The 17,537-nt window shown below is 68.2% G+C and carries 13 protein-coding genes; 6 read left to right on the top strand and 7 right to left on the bottom strand.

What is annotated here, in order from left to right; all coding sequences use genetic code 11:
* Nucleotides 1–731: 731 nt before the first annotated feature.
* Nucleotides 732–2,789, top strand: a complete 2,058-nt coding sequence (locus DMH01_RS12110; RefSeq protein WP_158633206.1) for a tetratricopeptide repeat protein — start codon at nt 732–734, stop codon at nt 2,787–2,789.
* A gap of 311 nt (nt 2,790–3,100) precedes the next feature.
* Here DMH01_RS12110 and DMH01_RS12105 read toward each other — a convergent pair whose 3' ends face one another.
* Nucleotides 3,101–4,318, bottom strand: coding sequence for a hypothetical protein (locus DMH01_RS12105; protein ID WP_125676020.1), 1,218 nt, complete (start codon nt 4,316–4,318; stop codon nt 3,101–3,103).
* 222 nt (nt 4,319–4,540) lie between these two features.
* On the opposite strand from DMH01_RS12105, the gene DMH01_RS12100 reads away from it, so the two are divergent.
* Nucleotides 4,541–7,567 (top strand): tetratricopeptide repeat protein, encoded by a 3,027-nt coding sequence (locus DMH01_RS12100; protein ID WP_125676018.1) that lies wholly within the window; start codon nt 4,541–4,543, stop codon nt 7,565–7,567.
* 609 nt (nt 7,568–8,176) lie between these two features.
* Here the strand turns inward: DMH01_RS12100 and DMH01_RS12095 are convergent.
* Nucleotides 8,177–8,512 carry a hypothetical protein gene (locus tag DMH01_RS12095; protein WP_125676016.1) on the bottom strand — a complete coding sequence of 112 codons (336 nt, stop codon included), beginning with the start codon at nt 8,510–8,512 and terminating at the stop codon, nt 8,177–8,179.
* Nucleotides 8,513–8,849: 337 nt separating this feature from the next.
* Here DMH01_RS12095 and DMH01_RS12090 point away from each other — a divergent pair, with 337 nt between their 5' ends.
* Together DMH01_RS12090 and DMH01_RS12085 are read left to right on the top strand one after the other, a co-directional pair.
* Complete coding sequence (locus DMH01_RS12090) at nt 8,850–10,034, top strand: sorbosone dehydrogenase family protein (RefSeq protein ID WP_125676014.1); 1,185 nt, start codon at nt 8,850–8,852, stop codon at nt 10,032–10,034.
* Nucleotides 10,035–10,164: 130 nt separating this feature from the next.
* Nucleotides 10,165–11,433, top strand: coding sequence for an SON protein (locus DMH01_RS12085; protein ID WP_233621479.1), 1,269 nt, complete (start codon nt 10,165–10,167; stop codon nt 11,431–11,433).
* 74 nt (nt 11,434–11,507) lie between these two features.
* Here DMH01_RS12085 and argG read toward each other — a convergent pair whose 3' ends face one another.
* A complete protein-coding gene (gene argG / locus DMH01_RS12080; RefSeq protein WP_034321733.1) occupies nt 11,508–12,956 on the bottom strand; it encodes an argininosuccinate synthase in 1,449 nt (482 codons plus the stop codon).
* Between the two features lie 289 nt (nt 12,957–13,245).
* On the opposite strand from argG, the gene DMH01_RS12075 reads away from it, so the two are divergent.
* Nucleotides 13,246–14,808, top strand: coding sequence for a molybdopterin-dependent oxidoreductase (locus DMH01_RS12075; RefSeq protein ID WP_199745449.1), 1,563 nt, complete (start codon nt 13,246–13,248; stop codon nt 14,806–14,808).
* 88 nt (nt 14,809–14,896) lie between these two features.
* On the top strand, nt 14,897–15,574 hold the full coding sequence (locus DMH01_RS12070; RefSeq protein WP_125676012.1) for a fasciclin domain-containing protein: 678 nt from the start codon (nt 14,897–14,899) through the stop codon (nt 15,572–15,574).
* Between the two features lie 59 nt (nt 15,575–15,633).
* Here DMH01_RS12070 and DMH01_RS12065 read toward each other — a convergent pair whose 3' ends face one another.
* The 4 genes from DMH01_RS12065 to DMH01_RS12050 are packed head-to-tail and all read right to left on the bottom strand — an operon-like array spanning nt 15,634 to nt 17,465.
* Entirely contained in the window at nt 15,634–15,939 is a 306-nt protein-coding gene (locus tag DMH01_RS12065; RefSeq protein WP_125676010.1) for a hypothetical protein, read from the bottom strand.
* The gene (locus tag DMH01_RS12060; protein ID WP_125676007.1) at nt 15,936–16,337 is read right to left on the bottom strand and encodes an Asp23/Gls24 family envelope stress response protein; all 402 of its coding nucleotides are present in this window, start codon (nt 16,335–16,337) and stop codon (nt 15,936–15,938) included. Before DMH01_RS12060 ends, DMH01_RS12065 begins: the two co-directional genes overlap by 4 nt.
* Complete coding sequence (locus tag DMH01_RS12055; RefSeq protein WP_125676005.1) at nt 16,327–16,893, bottom strand: Asp23/Gls24 family envelope stress response protein; 567 nt, start codon at nt 16,891–16,893, stop codon at nt 16,327–16,329. Before DMH01_RS12055 ends, DMH01_RS12060 begins: the two co-directional genes overlap by 11 nt.
* Entirely contained in the window at nt 16,884–17,465 is a 582-nt protein-coding gene (locus DMH01_RS12050) for an RNA polymerase sigma factor (RefSeq protein WP_125676003.1), read from the bottom strand. Before DMH01_RS12050 ends, DMH01_RS12055 begins: the two co-directional genes overlap by 10 nt.
* Nucleotides 17,466–17,537: the final 72 nt, after the last annotated feature.

Below are 17,537 nucleotides of genomic sequence, written 5' to 3'. Positions count from 1 at the left end.
CGCCCGATCGGGGGATAACTAATCCCATCGAGCGAGAGCGGAGCATACAGAGGTCTCACAAGTGGCTACTCAGGGGTATGGCTGATGTCCGAATTGCCCACTGGGAAGGGTGAACGGCGGGAAAACGATCTTGGGCGAGTGGGTGGCCTGCCGCGCGTGGGCTCCACGGCCCGCCACGTGCGGTCCAGGCTCTGCCGGAGACGTGGGCGATCGGCGGGGAGTCGCTCGAAAAGGAATTGTCCGGCAGGTCGGGGAGCGGCTTGCCGAATCGATTCCGGTACCCTTTTTCTTTGCCGGCGGATCTTCTTTCCGTTGTCTCGTTTTTTCGCTTGTCCGCAAGCGTGGAAGGGTCGCCGTCGGATGGAGTGTCGGAGGTCACAGTATGTGGCGAGGTATCCCGATTCTCCTGCATTCAGGTGCATCACGGGTTCGGGGTGGGTACCCACCTTGGTTCTTTCGGGTAGATGTCCTGGCCCTGCCGGGAGGGAACCTGCTCGGCGAGGTAGACAGGGAGGTTCGGGGATTCCCGGGGCGGACGTGGCAGTGTGGCACGACGAGGATCCGTGTCCGGTAATTGCGCGGATAAAAGAATATGGCCGTGTGGGGAGACACGAGCATGCGATCTTTGGCACGTGACCCGCGACTTTTTTCGTCGTGGAACTCTGTTCTCGAAAGTGAAAAATCGCGCCTGCGCACTTCGTGCTCGAATGGCCACCGGTCGGGGTGCGGTCATGGGAGATGACGGCGCCCCGATTCCCCGGCAGTTGCCGCCTGTCCCCGCGCATTTCACCAGCAGGACCGCCGAACTCGAAGCGCTCGACTCCGCGGCGGCCGGTCGGGAGGACGACTCGGTCGACCGGTCGCCCGCGGTGACGGTGGTGGTCGGCCCTGGCGGGGTGGGCAAGACCGCCCTCGCGGTCACCTGGGCGGTCCGGAACGCCGCCCGCTTCCCGTCAGGGCAGCTGTATGCGGATCTGCGCGGGTTCTCGCCCGAGACGGCCGTGCCGCCCGAAGACGCGCTCGGAGCGTTCTTGCGGGCGCTCGGGGTCCCTCCGGAGCGGGTTCCGGTCGAACTGGCCGAACAAGCGGCGTTGTTCCGGACCACCACCGCGGGGATGCGACTGCTGCTGGTGGTGGACAACGCGATCTCGGCCGCCCAGGTGCGGCCGCTGATCCCGGCTTCGTCGGGCTGTGTCGTGGTGGTCACCAGCCGGCTGAGGCTGGACGGCCTGCACGCCGAGGGCGCCCGGTTCGTCGACATGGCGCCCCTGCCGGAGAAACACGCCGTCGAGCTGTTGACGCGTTCGGTGGGCGAGTCGAGGGTCGCCGGCGAACTTCCGGACGTGACGACACTGGCGGCCCTGTGCGGCCGCCTGCCGATCGCGCTCCGGGTGGCCGGTGCGCGGTTGGCGTCGCGGCCGAAGTGGCCGGTGGCCAGGATGGTGGCGGAGCTCCGTGACGAACGCCTGCGTTTGACGAAGCTGTCGCCGGTGGGGGAGGCGTCGTTGACGGCCACTTTCGATTCGTCGTATTCGGCGTTGTCGCCGCATGCGGCCAGGCTCTACCGGCTGGTCAGTGAGTACCCCGGCCTGACGGTCGAAGTGGGAGCGGCGGCCGCCGCGCTGCGGGTTTCCGACGCCGAGGCCGCGCACGGACTCCAAGAGCTGGCGGACGCCAGCCTGATCGAGGAGATCCGCGAGGACGGCTATCGCTTCCACGATCTGGTGCGGTTGCACGCACGGGCGTTGCCCGACGACGAACGGCTCGAAGTCGTTCCGCGGATCGCGGACTGGTACCTGCACCGGATGACGCGGGCGAACATGGTGGTGATCCCGATGCGCTGGCGGGTCAGTACCGTGCGCGCCCGGTACGAGGATTCGCCGGCGTTGTTCGCCACCGGCGCCGAAGCCCTCGCCTGGTTGGACGAACGCCTCGCGGACATAGTCGAGCTGATCGACGAGACCTTCGCGCTGCGGCACGACGAACTGACGTGGCAACTGTGCGAAGCCCTGTGGGAGCTCTTTCTCTACCGCAAGCACTATCAGCTTTGGATCCGGACGCACGAAGTCGGTATCGCCGCGGCACACCGGTGTGCGGACGCGATCGCCGAAGCTCGGTTGCGATGCCAACTGGGTCGTGCCCATCTGGACCTCGGCCGGTTCGAAGCCGCTGAAGTCGAATGCTCACGGGCCGTGGAACTGGCGAGGGGAGCCGGAAGCCGCCACAACGAGTCCGTGGCCCTGGATCAGCTGGGCATGGCGGCGCAAGGTCGTGGCGACTTCGAGCGGGCGGTCGGGTTCTTCGGCGAAAGCCTCGTGATCGAAGGGGAACTCGGGATCGACCGTGGCGTCGCCCAGCGGCACCGGCGGATCGGCGAGGCGTTGCTGCAGGCGGGCCGGACCGCCGACTCCGCCCGGCACCTGCGCCTCGGGCAAGAGCTGTTCAAGGAGATCGGCGATGTGAAGGGCGAGGCCGAGGCCACCCTGTCGCTGGCGCGGATCGACGCGCGAGCGGGCGAGATCACCGCGGCGAAACGCGAGCTCGAACGCGCCGCCGCGGTGCTCGACGAGTCAGGTTCCGCGGTCTATCAGGCCGATGTGCTGCTGGCTCGCGCCGAGGTCGCTGAGATCGAGGGTGATTTCGGCGCCGCCGAGGCCCGGCTGACCGAGGCGCTGGAACTGTGCCGTCCGATCGGAGGCCTGCGGTTCGAGGAGGCGAGGTCCCGGCTGGAGATGCTGGGCGCCGGCCGTGATCGACCGCAGCGACCGGAGCCTGCGGCGAGCGAGTAGCCAGAGATAGGCTCCCGCTCCCGCCAGATCGGCGGCCACGCACCGGACGACGGCCACGTCGCCCGTGCGGTCGCCGAGAACGCAGTGCCCGGGTGAACAGGTGACGGCGACGATCGTGAGACCGGGTAACCGGTCGAAATCGCTCGCGATCACGGCACGCGCGCTCGCGACGTGACGCGCTTCGGAGTGGTATCGCACGTCGACGAGCGAAGCGCGAGTCCCGCCATCGGTCCCCGCCAGGAGGAACGAGCTTCCGGCCGCGTCGACGCGGTAGTGATCGGCGTGCGGCGAGCGAGTGACGCGCAGTCGCGCTACAGAGGCCAGCATGGCAGCACCTCCGCCATCGGCACGGGGGACATCGGGACCGCTCTGGTGGGTTCGGGCAAACCGAGAAGCCGGTACATCTCGGTGCGCAGGATCGCTCCGGCGCGGCCCGGTCGCGACGACAACAAGCCGCGGACGCGCTCGGTCACGCCGGTGGACTCCGCCTCGCGCAGCAGGGGGAGAAGAGTGCTGCCGGGTATCCAGCGGGGCGCGTGCTCGGCGATGACCGCGCTGGGCGTGCCCGGCAGCAACGGCTCGGTGCCGTCCACGGCCAAGAGCACCGGCTTGCCGATGGCTGCCGCGTAACCGGTCACGGAGCCGTAGTCGCCGATGACGTGATCGGCGGCGATCAACGCGGCCCGCCAGCTCCCGTCGGGACGCAAAAGCTCGAGCCCGGACCGCAGACTGTCGGCCAGCCAGCTGCGAATCTGCCAAAGGCTGTGGTGCGACCAGATCTGGGGATGAAGGACGCCGAGCACCCGGAAGTCTTCGGGGGGAAGTTCGGCGAGAACCCGTTCGAACAGGTCGTGATGGCGTCCGAAGGCCGACCGTTCGGACCAGGTCGAGGTGACGACCACCAGCCGCCGGTCGTCGGTCACGCCGAGACCTCTCCGGTAGTGCTCGCGAAAGGGCAGGCTGGCGACGAGCCGATCCAGTGCGATGTCTCCCGCGACAACGGCCGTCGGCACCGCAGGGGGACAGACCTCGGAGAGGAGTTCCGATTCGCGGTCGTGCACGAGCACGATCGAGTCGGCGCGCACCCGTCCTTCCCGCATCAGCTGGCCCGCGTCGAGCCCGACCTGCGGACTCCAGCCGGGGCCGGAGCCCGGAGGCCGCCACGGCCGGTACTGGCCGAATCCGCCACCGTGCGGGACCAGCATCACCGGCCCGGCGACCTCGTCGATCCCGCGCTGGCTCGCGGCGAGGACGAGGTCGTATTCCTCGCGCTTGGCCTGCGCCCAAGGCAGGACTATTCCGCCTTGGGCCTCCACGAAGTCGTGAGTGGCGCGCCACGATTCCCACTCCGGGACGGTGAACGTCGACTGGACACGGTGGTCGGCCTCGAAGAGCGGGAGCAGATCGAGGAGCCGGTTCCCGGCGACGATGTGCGGGATCATCACCAGCACGGATTTGCCGCCCTTGCGTGTCGCCCAGTGCTGATCGGCACTGGCCACCGGACTGTGGACCCACGATGACTCGGTCATGAAATTCCCCTCGCTCGAACTCCGGTATCCGCAGTCAGCATGGGAGTGATCGTGGAGAAAACGGCTTCGGCCGGTTGTCAGTTCATTGACAGATGATCAACGGTGATCGCCGAAGTTTGACAATTAACCCGATGACCTGGCCTTATGCGCGGGCTGGTGGAAAAATGATCCGGCGGGACAGGGGTGGCGAACCCGGGTTCGCCATGGGGAAGGGGCGCACTCGTGGAAATCGCTTTCGGAATTCTCGGGCAGACGGCCTTGCTAATGCACGGGAATGTGGATGTGAACTGGGCGGGTCCTCGGCCGAGGCAGGTGCTGACCGCGTTGCTGACGGCGCCGAACCGTCGATTGTCACTGGATGTCGTCGTGGACTGGGTATGGGAAGAACATGAGGGGGCGCCACAGGATGCCCACTCGACGCTTCACCAGAGCGCGACCAAGCTGCGCCGGGCGTTCCACGAAAAATCCGTGCCCGCGAACGTGAGTGTGAGTAAAGGCGGTTGCCTGCTGGAGATCGAGCCGGCGCTGATCGATCACTTCGGCTTCCAGGCCATGATGGACAGGGCCCGCCGGTTCCGTGGACTCGGTCAGCACGACCGCGCGCTGGTCGAAGCGCTTTCGGCGGTCCGGTTGTGCCGGGACGAAGCCTTGGCCGATCTCCGGACCGAGCGTGCCGACGGATGGCGCGCCTTATGGGAACGTAGTGAGTGGATCCCCGCCAATGCGTTCGTCGTGGCGGAGTACTTGGCGATCGGACAAGCCGACGCCGCGGTGCGGAAACTGGCTGAACTCGAACAGGCGCATCCGAGGGAACTGAGCTTCGAGAAATTGCGAATTCGAGCGCTGGCTGAAGCGGATCAACCCGCCGAAGCCGCCGACTTCTTTCGGGCGACGTATACCCGTTACCGTGAAGCGGGGGAGACAAGGGCCGCGGAAGAACTGCGGGCGGTCAACGACAAGGTGCTGATCCGGCCGGATCGGGTGATTTCCCGGCGCAAACCGGCCCCGCTCGATTCCGCCGGGCAAAACGAGCAGGTGATCCGGCATTTGCCGCCGGACGTCGACGATGTCGCGGGAAGAGCCGATCTGATCGCGCTGCTCGACGCTTACACGACCGATTCCGCCGGAGCGCCGAAACGTGCCGCGGTGGTGGTGACCGGAGGACCCGGGGTCGGGAAGACGACCTTGGCGGCCAAGTGGGCCCATCGTGCGGAACGACGGTACCGGCATGGCGCGGTCATGCTGGATCTTCGCGGGGACAGCCAAGCAGCGAAGGCCGACGCCGGCGAAATAGTCGACACGCTCTTGTCGTTGCTGGATTTCCCGGTCGACCAAGTGGTCAATCCGATCGCCCGCGCCGCGAAACTGTCGGCGTTGCTCGCCCGGCGCTCGATGCTCGTGATCCTCGACAACGTGCGTAGCTCCGATCAGGTCGCGCCACTGCTGGGTGTCCTCTCGTCGTGCACGGTGCTGATCGTTTCGCGGTGGCGCCTGAAGTCCTTGTCGGCGAAGCTGACTCCGCCGGTGATCACGGTCGGCGCTCTCGGCGACCCGTATGCGTCGTCCATGCTGACCCGGCGGATCGGTCCTCGGGCCCGCGAGGACGTGGAGGGCGTCGAAGAGCTGGTGCGGCTGTGCCGGGGAAACCCGTTGGCGCTGACCCTGGTGGCCGAACGCGCCATCTCCCGGGCAGGCACCCGGATGCGGACCTTGGCGAGCCAGTTGCGTGACGCCGAACTGTTGCTGGACCTCGGCGACGAGGGCGACTGGCCGGGGATGAGCCTGAGGTCCGCCTTCGCCCTTTCGTATCACGACCTCGAGCCTGCCGAGCAGCGTGTGTTCGCCCTGATCGGCCTGCATCCGAGCGCCGAGATGACCACCGCGGTGATCGCCGCGGCGGACGGGCGCCCGGAGTCGGAGGTGCGGCGCTCGCTCGACATACTGGTCGCCGCGCACCTGATCGAGCACCCCGCCGACCTCGACCGCTATCGCGTGCACGACCTTCTGCATCTGTACGCCGCGTCCCTGGCCGCGCGTTTGCCCGATGTGGACCTCGCGCGGAGGAAGATGTTCGAGTTCTATCTGCGCGTGGTCATCGACGCGTATCGCTTGCAGTTCCCGCACAAAGAGCTGCTGAACCTGCCTCCGATGGTGCGGGCGGCGCCCACGCCCGGATTCCGGAACGTCGCCGAAGCACGGCAGTGGGTGTTGCGGGAACGAGCGTCGATCATGGCGATCAGCGCGGCGTCGGAAGGCGTTCTCAACGGTATTTCGTATCTCCTGCCCGCGATGGCCTCGGAGTTCTTCATCTTGCAGGGGAGATACCCCGACGCGATCGAAGGGCTCACCATCGCCGTCCGCGCCGCGACGGCACAAGGCGACACGGGCTCATTGGCTTCGTGCCTGAACGACCTGGCGGTGGTGCACATGCTCAGCGGTGCCGACGACGCCGCTGAGCAGTGCCTGCTGCGAGCGCTCGAACTGGTCGACTCCCATGGGATCGCGATCGGCGGGGTGACGGTCAGGCTGAACCTGGCCCGAGTGCATTTCCATGCCGGTCGCGCGGCTGAAGCGGTCGAAAGGTACCGGAAGGTGCTTCCGTCCGTTCGTGCGCTGGGCGAGCCGGTGTTGTGCGCCAGGGCGGAGCACCGCTTCGCCGACGCGCTGCTCGAGATGGGCGGTCACGAAGAGGAAGCGCTCGCTCTGTACCGGGAGGCCTTGAGGCATCGGCGCGACGTCGGCGATGCCACTGAACTGTTGCGGGCACACGCCGCCCTCGGTGAGTTGCTGGTCCGCCTCGGCAGGCTCGCCGAAGCGTCTGTGGAGTGCGCCGCTGGGCAGGCGTTGGTCGAGGCGAGTCAGGATCTTCCGACGGTCATGAAGCTCAACACGGTGCTCGCTCAGCTTCGGCATGCGGAAGGTGACGCGCGGGCGGCCCTGCGGCACGCGCATCTGGCGGTTGCTTTGGCGAATAGGACCCGGCACGCGACGGGGCGAGCCCGGGCGCTATCCGCGCTGGCCGCTGTCCTCTGCGAGCACGGCGACCCCGAGGACGCGCGGGAGCTGTGGCAGGAGGCCGCGGAGCTCTACCGCGGGCGGGCTCGGCTGGCGAAGGCGAACGCGATAGAGGCGCTGTTGGCCGAACTGGACGCGAACGGACCGCTCGTCCCGGCGGCTCGTAAAGGTGACGGGGACACCGTGGCGATGCCTCCGCCGCATCTGCGGATCGTCCGCGACCATCGCTCCTGACTACTCACCGTCGTACTGGCGAGTAGTCATCAGAAAGAGTGAATGGCTCTTCGGTCATGCCACTCAGGGTTGATTGAGGACAGGCCGCGCACTCGTTCGAGCTGAAGAAGTTTCGCGAATTCGGCCGAGCTTGCGGCTACTCGGGAGTAGTTTCAGGTGGGGGGTATCGCCGGGCGGGATGCTGTTCGCTCGCGGATCGCTTCGGTGGCATTCGACGCTTGCCGACTTGCATCGTCGCAGAGAGAAACCGCAGTTCAGGCGTTCGTGTGACGTGTCGCTACCGTCACCTGCGTGGAAGTGTGATGGGGCGCTTTCACGCCCATTCTCGGCATCGGTACTCTTCCGTCAGTCCCCCTTCGGAGACGTCGGCCGGAACCCGCTCGGAATGTGAAAGAGTGCCTAGCGAACTTAAAGACGTGACCTCATCCGGCTCACCTTATACCTGTTTTTCAGATGAGAGGAACCGTGCGACGGTGATCGAGCGTTACATTTGGATTGTGTACTTTGCGTGACGGTCGACGTCATGCGCTGTAAGTAGGACCCTGGTTCTCCGGGCATGGCGACGCCCGCCCGGAGAACCAGGCTTCGGCAGGCGTTCGGCACCTGTGGCTACTGCCGACCCCGCGGGCGAAGGACGACACCTTCCGCTAGCAGGATCCGGCGGGTCTGGTCGTAGCTCATACCGTGGATGGCCGCCAGTTGGCGGATGCTCCGCCCCGCCAGATACGCGTTGACGAGCCCCGGCGGCGTGGGCGGGAGCGGGATTTTCGGCGGCCGGAGCGTGACGCCGGCGGCCAGCAGGACGGTTCGGACCTTGCGGTAGCTCAGCGCGTGGAGTTGCGCCAGGTTTTCGATCGTCTCACCGTCGTTGTAGCGGCGGACGAGTTCGGCATGCAGCGAACCGGCGTCGGTATGTTCCCCGGCGCTGTCGTCTTCCCCGGTCATCAGATCATCGCCGCCCCGCACAGCTCGATCGTCATCCGATGCGAGAACCCTCGCGGTCCAAGCTTCATTCCGACCTTCCAGCCAAGGGCACGAACGCCTGATCCCACACCGCCGACCGAGTAATTCCACTCGGACGTGGTGTGCCGCGTCGGCGTGTCGCCGACAACTCGCGGGCGCATGATGTCCATTCCGGGCTTGCTTCGTGAAAATTCGAGCGCTTCGGCGTAGTCACTTCGGGGGGAAAGAAACCGACGGAAAGCTTGCGGATGGAGGTACCGCCGCTCCTCCGATCGCTGTTGAATTGGACCAGACCATTCACTGGCGATTGGAGTCCCTCATGACGCGACGGCACCTCCGCCGGGGGTTGTCCCTGGTGGCCGGGCTCGCCTTGGCGGGCGCACTGCTCCCGGTCGCGAGCAGTGCGGAAACCCTGGAAGCGCGGGGTGTTCCGCTCGGCGAGCTGACCGCCACGGCGACCAAGGTCGCGTCCGGGCTGGTCAATCCGACCGCGATCACGGCGCTCGACGACGGCAGTGGCCGGATCCTCATCGTGGAGAAGAGAGGCGTCGTCCGGGCCTACCATCCCCGGACCGGGCTCGCCGCCAAGCCGGTTCTGGACATCAGCGACAAGGTGAACGGCGCGGACGTCGAGCGCGGGCTGCTCGGGCTGGCGATCGCCAAGGACCGGCGGGCCTACGTCGCGTACACCCGCAAGACCGACAGCGCGGTGACGCTGTCCCGGGTCCGGCTGGACACCGGCGAGCTGACCGAGCTGATCACCCAGCCGCATTCCGAATTCCCCAACCACAACGGCGGCCAGCTGGCGTTCGGCCCGGACGGGTATCTGTACTGGGGGATCGGTGACGGCGGCGGAGGCGGCGATCCGCTGGCCAGTGGGCAGCGCCTGGACACGTTGCTGGGCAAGATCCTGCGGATCGACGTCAACCGCGCGTGCCGCCCGCTGAAATACTGCGTCCCGGCGGGCAATCCGTTCGTCGGCGTCGCGGGCGCGCGTCCGGAGATCTGGTCGTACGGGCTCCGCAATCCGTGGCGGTTCTCCTTCGACCCGGCGGACGGTTCGCTGTGGATCGGCGACGTCGGCCAGGGACGGTTCGAGGAGGTCGACCACCTCGCCAAGGGCAAGGGCGGCGCGAACTTCGGCTGGTCCTGCAAGGAAGGGCCGGTCGTGTTCGACGAGACGCGCTGCAAGGACGGCGCGACCTACACCGATCCGGTCTTCCACTACATCTCCGGCGCGGAGGGCTGCGCGGTGATCGGCGGACACGTCTACCGCGGCAAGAAGTACGCGGCGCTGGCGGGCGGGACCTACCTCGCCACCGACTTCTGCCAGGGGACGGCCTGGGCCGTCCGCAAGAAGACCGACGGCACCTACGAAAGCGCCCGGATCGGCGAGTTCCCGCTCGACGCCACCACGTTCGGCACCGACCAGAACGGCGAGCTGTACCTGGCCGACGAACAGCCCGGCGGACTGCACCGGATCTCGTTCGCGCGCAAGGGGTGAACCGGCTTCCCCTGCCGCGTCCGCCCGGCGCGGCAGGGGGCCTCCCGGTGCACCTGATCGCGTTTCATCAAGTTTTCATCATCCCTCCCTAGCGTGAGGTCGTCCGATGGAAACAGTGATGGAGGGCGACGTGGAGCAATCATTCCCACCCGGAGGCGCGCAGTGGCCGCCGCCGCAGGGCTGGGTCCCGCAACCGGTACCGGGGCCGCCCGCCCGGAAACCCCGGTGGCTGCTGTTCGGCGGGATCGCCGGACTGGTGCTGGTGCTCCTCGCGGGTTTGACGACCTGGCTCCTGTGGCCGTCGAAAGGGGACCGTGAACCCTTCGAACAGGCGCTCGCCGGGCTCTCCTCGGCACCCGCCGTCCGGAACAGCACCTCCGGAGTCGGCGGGATGATCCAAACGGACGTCAAGACCACCGCGCACGGCGAGACGTCCGGCACGATGTCCTTCCGGGGCAAGAAGATCGACATCCTGGTCGTCGGCGGCAAGGTCTATTTCAAGGCGCCGGACGGCATGCTGCCCGGGGCGATGGCGGACGCGGGCGGGACCGACGAGCTCAAGGACCGGTGGATCACCGGCGAGGACGCGCTGTTCGGCCCGGCTCTGCAGCAGTTCGAATCCCCGGAGAAACTCGCCGCCCGGCTGCGCGCGGCGCTGGACCGGGCGGACGAGATCCCCGCGGACCAGAACGAGACCGTCCGGGACGTCCCGGCGCTCAAGGCGAGCACGCCGGCGGGTGACCTGTACGTCTCGAAAGAGGCGCCGCACCGCCTTCTCCGCTACTCCGTGAAGATGCCCGGCGGGATACCGTCCATGCCCGGCTCGGAGTCACGGCCGCCGATCCCGTCCGGCGCCGGCCTCGGTGAGTCCGATGTGGACGCTTTGTCGCCGCAGGAGACCGACGCCGTCTACGAAGACCTGACGACGAACACCAAGAAGCTGTCCGGTGCCGTCGACACCAGTGTGCGGTTCGACATGAACGGCGCGGCCACGGTCGCGTGCAGCTCGTCGGGCTGCACGGTGACGGCGAACGTGTCCAACTCCGCCTCGGCGAGCAGCGGCGGGAAGGTCAGCGGCCAGGTCAACGCCACGATGACCGCGAACGTGACCATCGGCGGCCGCGCGGCGGGCAGTTGCCGGGAAAGCGCCAGCCTGCCGTTGAACGGCTCGGCTTCGATCAGCTGTGTCAACGGCGGGGCCGGGAGCGTCTTCTCGTCCGTCGAAGCGGAGAAGAAGGCGGATGCCGAAGCGCGGTCGCGCGCCTCCGGCGGCGTGCCGGTCCAGTACCGGATCGAGAGCATCGCGTCGGTCGCCGTGCTGGCCCAAGCGATCGGACAGGTCGAGATCACCCGCCTGGTCGACGAGCTGACGGAACGGCGGTCGAAGCTCGGCGGCTGACCGGATACAGAACAGCGCCGGGCGAACGGCTTCGATGCCGCGCGCCCGGCGCTTTCGCGTCCCGTTCGTCCGGGTCAGTCCGTGCCGGATTCGATCGCGGCGTGGTCCAGCAGTTCGTCCTCGCCCGAGGCCTTGCCGCGCGAAGCGATCGCCTGCGCGCCGCCCGCGTCCATGGCCCCGATCAGACCGGTCGACGCGGCCTGCGCGGCGCCGATCAGCGTCGGGTGCCCGCCGCCGACCATGCCGAGACCGGCGTACTGCTCGAGTTTGGCGCGCGAGTCCGCGATGTCGAGGTTCCGCATGGTGAGCTGGCCGATCCGGTCCACCGGGCCGAACGCCGAGTCCTCGGTGCGCTCCATGGACAGCTTGTCCGGGTGGTAGCTGAAGAACGGGCCGGTGGTGTCGAGGATCGAGTAGTCCTCACCGCGCCGCAGCCGCAGGGTGACCTCGCCGGTGACGGCCGCGCCCACCCACCGCTGCAGCGATTCGCGCAGCATCATCGCCTGCGGGTCCAGCCAGCGGCCTTCGTACATGAGCCTGCCGAGACGACGGCCTTCGTTGTGGTAGCTGGCGAGGGTGTCCTCGTTGTGGATCGCGTTGACGAGCCGCTCGTACGCCGCGTGCAGCAGCGCCATGCCCGGCGCCTCGTAGATACCGCGGCTCTTGGCCTCGATGATCCGGTTCTCGATCTGGTCGGACATGCCGAGCCCGTGCCGCCCGCCGATCGCGTTGGCCTCCAGGACCAGGTCGACCGCGGTGGCGAACTCCTTGCCGTTGATCGTCACCGGGCGGCCCTGCTCGAAGCCGATCGTGACGTCCTCCGGCGCGATCTCGACCTCGGGGTCCCAGAACCGGACGCCCATGATCGGGTTCACGATCTCGATGCCGGTGTCGAGGTGCTCCAGCGACTTGGCCTCGTGCGTCGCGCCCCAGATGTTCGCGTCGGTGGAGTAGGCCTTCTCGGTGCTGTCCCGGTACGGCAGGCCGTGCGCCTGCAGCCACTCGGACATCTCCTTGCGGCCGCCGAGTTCGCTGACGAACGCGGCGTCCAGCCACGGCTTGTAGATCCGCAGGGACGGGTTCGCGAGCAGCCCGTAGCGGTAGAACCGCTCGATGTCGTTGCCCTTGAAGGTGGACCCGTCGCCCCAGATCTGGACGTCGTCCTCGAGCATCGCGCGCACCAGCAGCGTGCCGGTGACCGCGCGGCCGAGCGGGGTGGTGTTGAAGTAGGTGCGGCCGCCGTTGCGGATGTGGAAGGCGCCGCAGGCCAGCGCCGCGAGCCCTTCCTCGACCAGCGCGGCCTTGCAGTCGACGGCGCGCGCGATCTCGGCGCCGTAGGCCTTCGCCCGGCCCGGGACGGACGCGATGTCGGGTTCGTCGTATTGGCCGATGTCAGCGGTGTAGGTGCACGGCACTGCACCCTTCTCGCGCATCCACGCGACCGCTACCGAGGTGTCGAGGCCGCCGGAGAAGGCGATCCCGACGCGTTCGCCGACAGGCAGAGAGGTGAGTACCTTGGACATGATGGAAGTATATGCATAGGTGTGTATGACCATGCAAGCCGGGGTGAGCAGGGCAACTCGGGTGGGTGGCGTGACTCGCGTGATTGCAGGCGTAACTCGCGTGATCAGAGGCGTAACTCGCGAGTGCGGTCTCCAGTCACGCGAGTTACGCCTCGGGCCGTGTCCTATTCGTGACCTGTCCGCGAAGGGATCCGTCACGAATACTGGGCGAGGCCCTGTGTGAAATCGGCCTTTCCCTTGTGGGAAAAGGAAAACCAGTCCGCATGCCCGGCCGCGCCGAATACCTGGCATGAAGACTTCGCGGGCCGACCGGGAACCACGCCTCCCTCTCTTCGGGGCGGCGCTGATCGGTGTCGTGGCCCTCGCCGCGGCGCTGGCGGCCGGGCATCTGGTGGCCGGATTCATCAGCGCCAACGCCTCGCCGTACCTCGCGGTCGGCAACGGGGCGATCGATCTGACGCCGGTGGAGCTGAAGGACTTCGCGGTCCGGACGTTCGGCGTCTACGACAAGCTCGTCCTGCTCGGCGGGATGGCCGTCGTGCTGGTGCTCGCCGCCGCCGCGGCGGGGATCGTCTCGCGCCGGTCACCCGTTCCGGGGGTCGTGCTGATCGCCGCCTTCGGTCTGCTGGGCGGGCTCGCCGTGTCGCAGCGCCCCGACCTCTCGACGGTCGCGCTGCTCGCGCCGCTGGCCAGCCTGATCGCCGGGGTCGGCGTCTTCCTCTGGTTGCATCGCCTGGCCTCGGCCAGGTCGCGGGCCGAGGACGAGCCTTCCGGCGCCGCCCCGTCCCGCAGGTCGGTGCTGCTGGCCGGAGCCGGTGCCGTCGTCGCCGCGGGTGCGGCAGGCGCCGGAGGGCAGCTCCTCGCCGGTACTCGGGACGCGGAGTCTTCCCGGACGGCGATCGGACGGCTCGTTCCCGCGAAGCCGGCGCCGCCGATCCCGGCCGACGCGGATTTCGCCAAGCTGGGCACGCCGACGTTCCTCACCTCGAACCGTGACTTCTACCGCGTCGACACCGCGCTGTCGGTGCCGCAGGTCCGCGCCGAGGACTGGAGTCTTCGGCTGCATGGCATGGTGCGCAACGAAAAACGGTTCAGCTACGCCGACATCCGCGCCCGGCCGCTGATCGAGCGCACCATCACCATGACCTGTGTGTCCAACGAGGTCGGCGGGACCTACGTGTCCACGGCGAACTTCATCGGCGTCGATCTCGGGGAGTTGCTGCGGGAGGCCGAAGTCCTGCCCGGTGCGGAGCAGATCTTCTCCACCAGTGTCGACGGCTGGACGGCGGGCAGCCCGGTCGTGGCCGCGCTCGACCCGGAGCGGGGCGCGATGCTGGCGATCGGGATGAACGGCGAACCGCTCCCCGTCGAACACGGTTTTCCCGCGCGAATGGTCATCCCGGGTCTCTATGGCTATGTTTCGGCGACGAAATGGGTCCAAGACCTGGAGATCACCACTTGGAAAGCGCGCCGCGCGTACTGGCTCGACCGCGGCTGGGGTGAACAGGCCCCGATCAAAACGCAGTCCAGGATCGACAGTCCGAAAGGATTCGAAACGGTGCCCGCGGGAAAGGTCCGCGTCTCGGGCGTTGCGTGGGCACAGCACACCGGTGTCGAGCGGGTCGAAGTCCGGCTCGGCGCGAACGGGAACTGGCGGCCCGCAATGCTTTCCCGCGAGGTGGGCGTCAACACCTGGCGGATGTGGTGGACCGAATTCGAAGTCCCGGCCGGAAGTCATCAGGTCACCGTCCGGGCTGTCGACAAATCCGGCTACACCCAGACCGACGCCCGCGCGGGAACCGTTCCGGACGGTGCGACGGGCTGGCATGTCCTCAGTTTCACCGCACGGTGATCGGCGTCACTCGAAAGAGGGGCAATCCGATTTCACGGCAGGTCCGAATACCCGGTAAGAGTCCGAAAAACAAATGGAGTGATTTTCCGTGAGCAAGCTTCGCGTCGCAGGAATCGGTTTCACCGCGGTCACCGCGCTGGCACTGGCCGCCTGCAGCAGCAACGACAGCGCTTCGTCCGGCAGCTCCAGCAGTGCCCCCGCGCCCGCCCCGTCCTCGTCGATGTCGGCCCCGATGTCCAGCGCCGCCTCCGGTGACGGCGTCACCACCAACGCCGACGTGTTCGGCCCGGCCTGTTCGCAGCTGCCGCAGGGCAACGAGCCCGGTTCGCTGGACTCGATGGGCCCGCAGCCGGTGGCCAGCGCCGCGTCGACCAACCCGCTGCTGACCAAGCTGGTCGCCGCGGTGAAGGCCACCAACCTGGTCGACACGCTCAACAGCCAGCAGGCCATCACCGTGTTCGCCCCGGCGGACCCGGCCTTCCAGGCGCTGGGTGACGCCAAGTTCACCGAGCTGGCGGGCAAACCGGACCAGCTGGCCCCGATCCTGCAGTACCACGTCGTCGGCAAGCGTTACGACGCCAAGGGCCTGGAGTCCGCCAAATCCGTGGAGAGCCTGAACACCGCGGGCGGCCCGGTCAAGATCGAGGGCTCGGGCGAGAACATGACCGTCAACGGCGCGAAGGTGCTGTGCGGCAACATCCCCACCAAGAACGCCACCGTCTTCGTCATCGACAAGGTGCTGACCCCGGGCACCACCAAGAACTAGGTCCCCACCCCCTGATCGCGGTGGTCACGCTTCCGGGCGTGGCCACCGCGATCTTCGTGTCAGGGAACGAGCGCGGCGGCGTCCACGTCGGTCACGACGATCCGCAGGCTCGCGTTCTCCCACGGGGTTCCGGTGAGCACCGCGCGCAAGGCGGCCCCGGCGGCCTCCGTGAGCGGCGGGATCGGCACCTCCAGCGCGACCACGCGGAGCTCGACGACGTTCTCGGAGATGTCGACGGCCATCACGTCGAGGTCCCAGGGCACCGCCGAGGCGGCGGCCGTGGTGGACGGTGTCGCCGCGCGGAGCCCCGGCACCTCACGGAGCTTGCTCAGCAGCGACGCGGTCAGTTCGGAACGTGCGGTCACAACAGTCCTCCACGGATTTCGATGTCCAAAATGGACACCGAGACGGCCGACGGGGTGAGCCCGGTCGCCTCGGTGACCGCCTTGCCGACGGCACGCTGCACCGCCTGCGCCGTCGCCGCGGCCTGGTCCAGCCCGGAGAGGGAGAGGTCGATCTCCACCCGGACGTCCGGCGGATCGTGCTCGACGAACGCGCGGACGCCTTCCGTCGGCGCCGGATCGAGGCCCTTGATGCGCTGCCGCGCGATCCGGGTCAGCGAGCCTGCCAGCCCGCGCAACCCGGGTTCCAGGCGGACCACGCCGGGGACCCGGGCCGCGGCGTGCGCGGCGACGGCCGCGATCACCGGCGGGGAGATCACCGTCTCGACCAGTGGTCTGGCCGGGGCCTGCTCACGCGTCATAGATGTCCTCCACCACCAGATCGAGCCGGGCCAGCCGGAGACCCACCCTGGCGCCGGCCGCCGCCGTGACCCGCTCGCGGACCAGGTCCAGCGAGTCACCGTCGAAATCATGCGCGATCGCCAGGCTCAGCTCCACGTCCACGGCCAGCGCGTCGGTGTCTTCGCCCGACCGGTGGACCCGGCAGCGCCGCGCGCGGACACCGTCGACGGAGTCCGCGGCGAACCGCAGCACCGCCGCGACCGCCTGATCGCTCACCTGCACGTCACCCGGTTCCGGGCTGGCCAGCGGCACCAGGTCCCGGCGCCGCACCTCGGCGCGGATCGCGGACATGATCCGGCTGGTGAGATCCGGCGACGGCTCGGCGTCGTCTTCGGCCAGTTCCCTGGTCAGCCCGCGCAGCACCCGGAGGCTCTCGCGGGTCGCCCGGCAGTGCGGGCAGTCGAGTTCGTGCGTGTCCGCCCGGCCGGCGTCGACCTCGTCGAGCCGGTCCCAGATCTGTTCCACATCACGGCCGCACGGCAGCAGGTAGTCGCGGGTCGCGTGGTTCATCGCCATGGCGCCATCACCTCCGCCAACTGTGCTCGTGCTCGCGCGATGCGTCCGCGCACCGCGGTGGTGGTCGCCCCGATCGCCTTCGCGATCTCCTCGTAGGAGCGCCCGTGGACCTCGCGCAACAGCCAGCAGGCCCGTTGCTCGGCGGTCAGCTCGTCCAAGGCCCCGGTCAATGCCGTCATCTGCGCGCTCGTCTCCGCCGCGCGATCCGGCCGCCCCGCCGAACCGGCGGACTCCTGCTGGTCCAGCTCGACGTCGGCCACCGGCTTCCTGGCGCGGATCACGTTCAGGCACCGGTTCGTCGTCATCCGGTAGAGCCAGCCGACGAACGCCGCGTCCTCCTGCAACTGGTCGAGCCGTCGCCAGGCGACGAGGAACACCTCCTGGACGACGTCCTCGGCGTCCCCTTTGTTCCCGAGCATCCGCAGCGCCAGCCGGTACATCGGCCCCTGGAACCGCAGGACGAGCTGCTCGTACGCGCGGATCTCGCCGTCGCGGGCGCGCGCGACCAGCGTCGCGTCGTCCAGCACGGTTTCGCCGGCCGCGAGCGGTTCGGTTCTCTCCGAAGTCGTCATCGAGCGCACCTGTGCAGCGCCGTCATGCCGAAGCTCCCTTCACCTCACCGGGTAAGACACGGCTTCCCCGGA

Origin of the sequence: Amycolatopsis sp. WAC 04182 (assembly GCF_003947465.1) — a bacterium.
Lineage (GTDB): Bacteria > Actinomycetota > Actinomycetes > Mycobacteriales > Pseudonocardiaceae > Amycolatopsis.
This window is presented reverse-complemented; position numbering and strand designations above follow the sequence as displayed.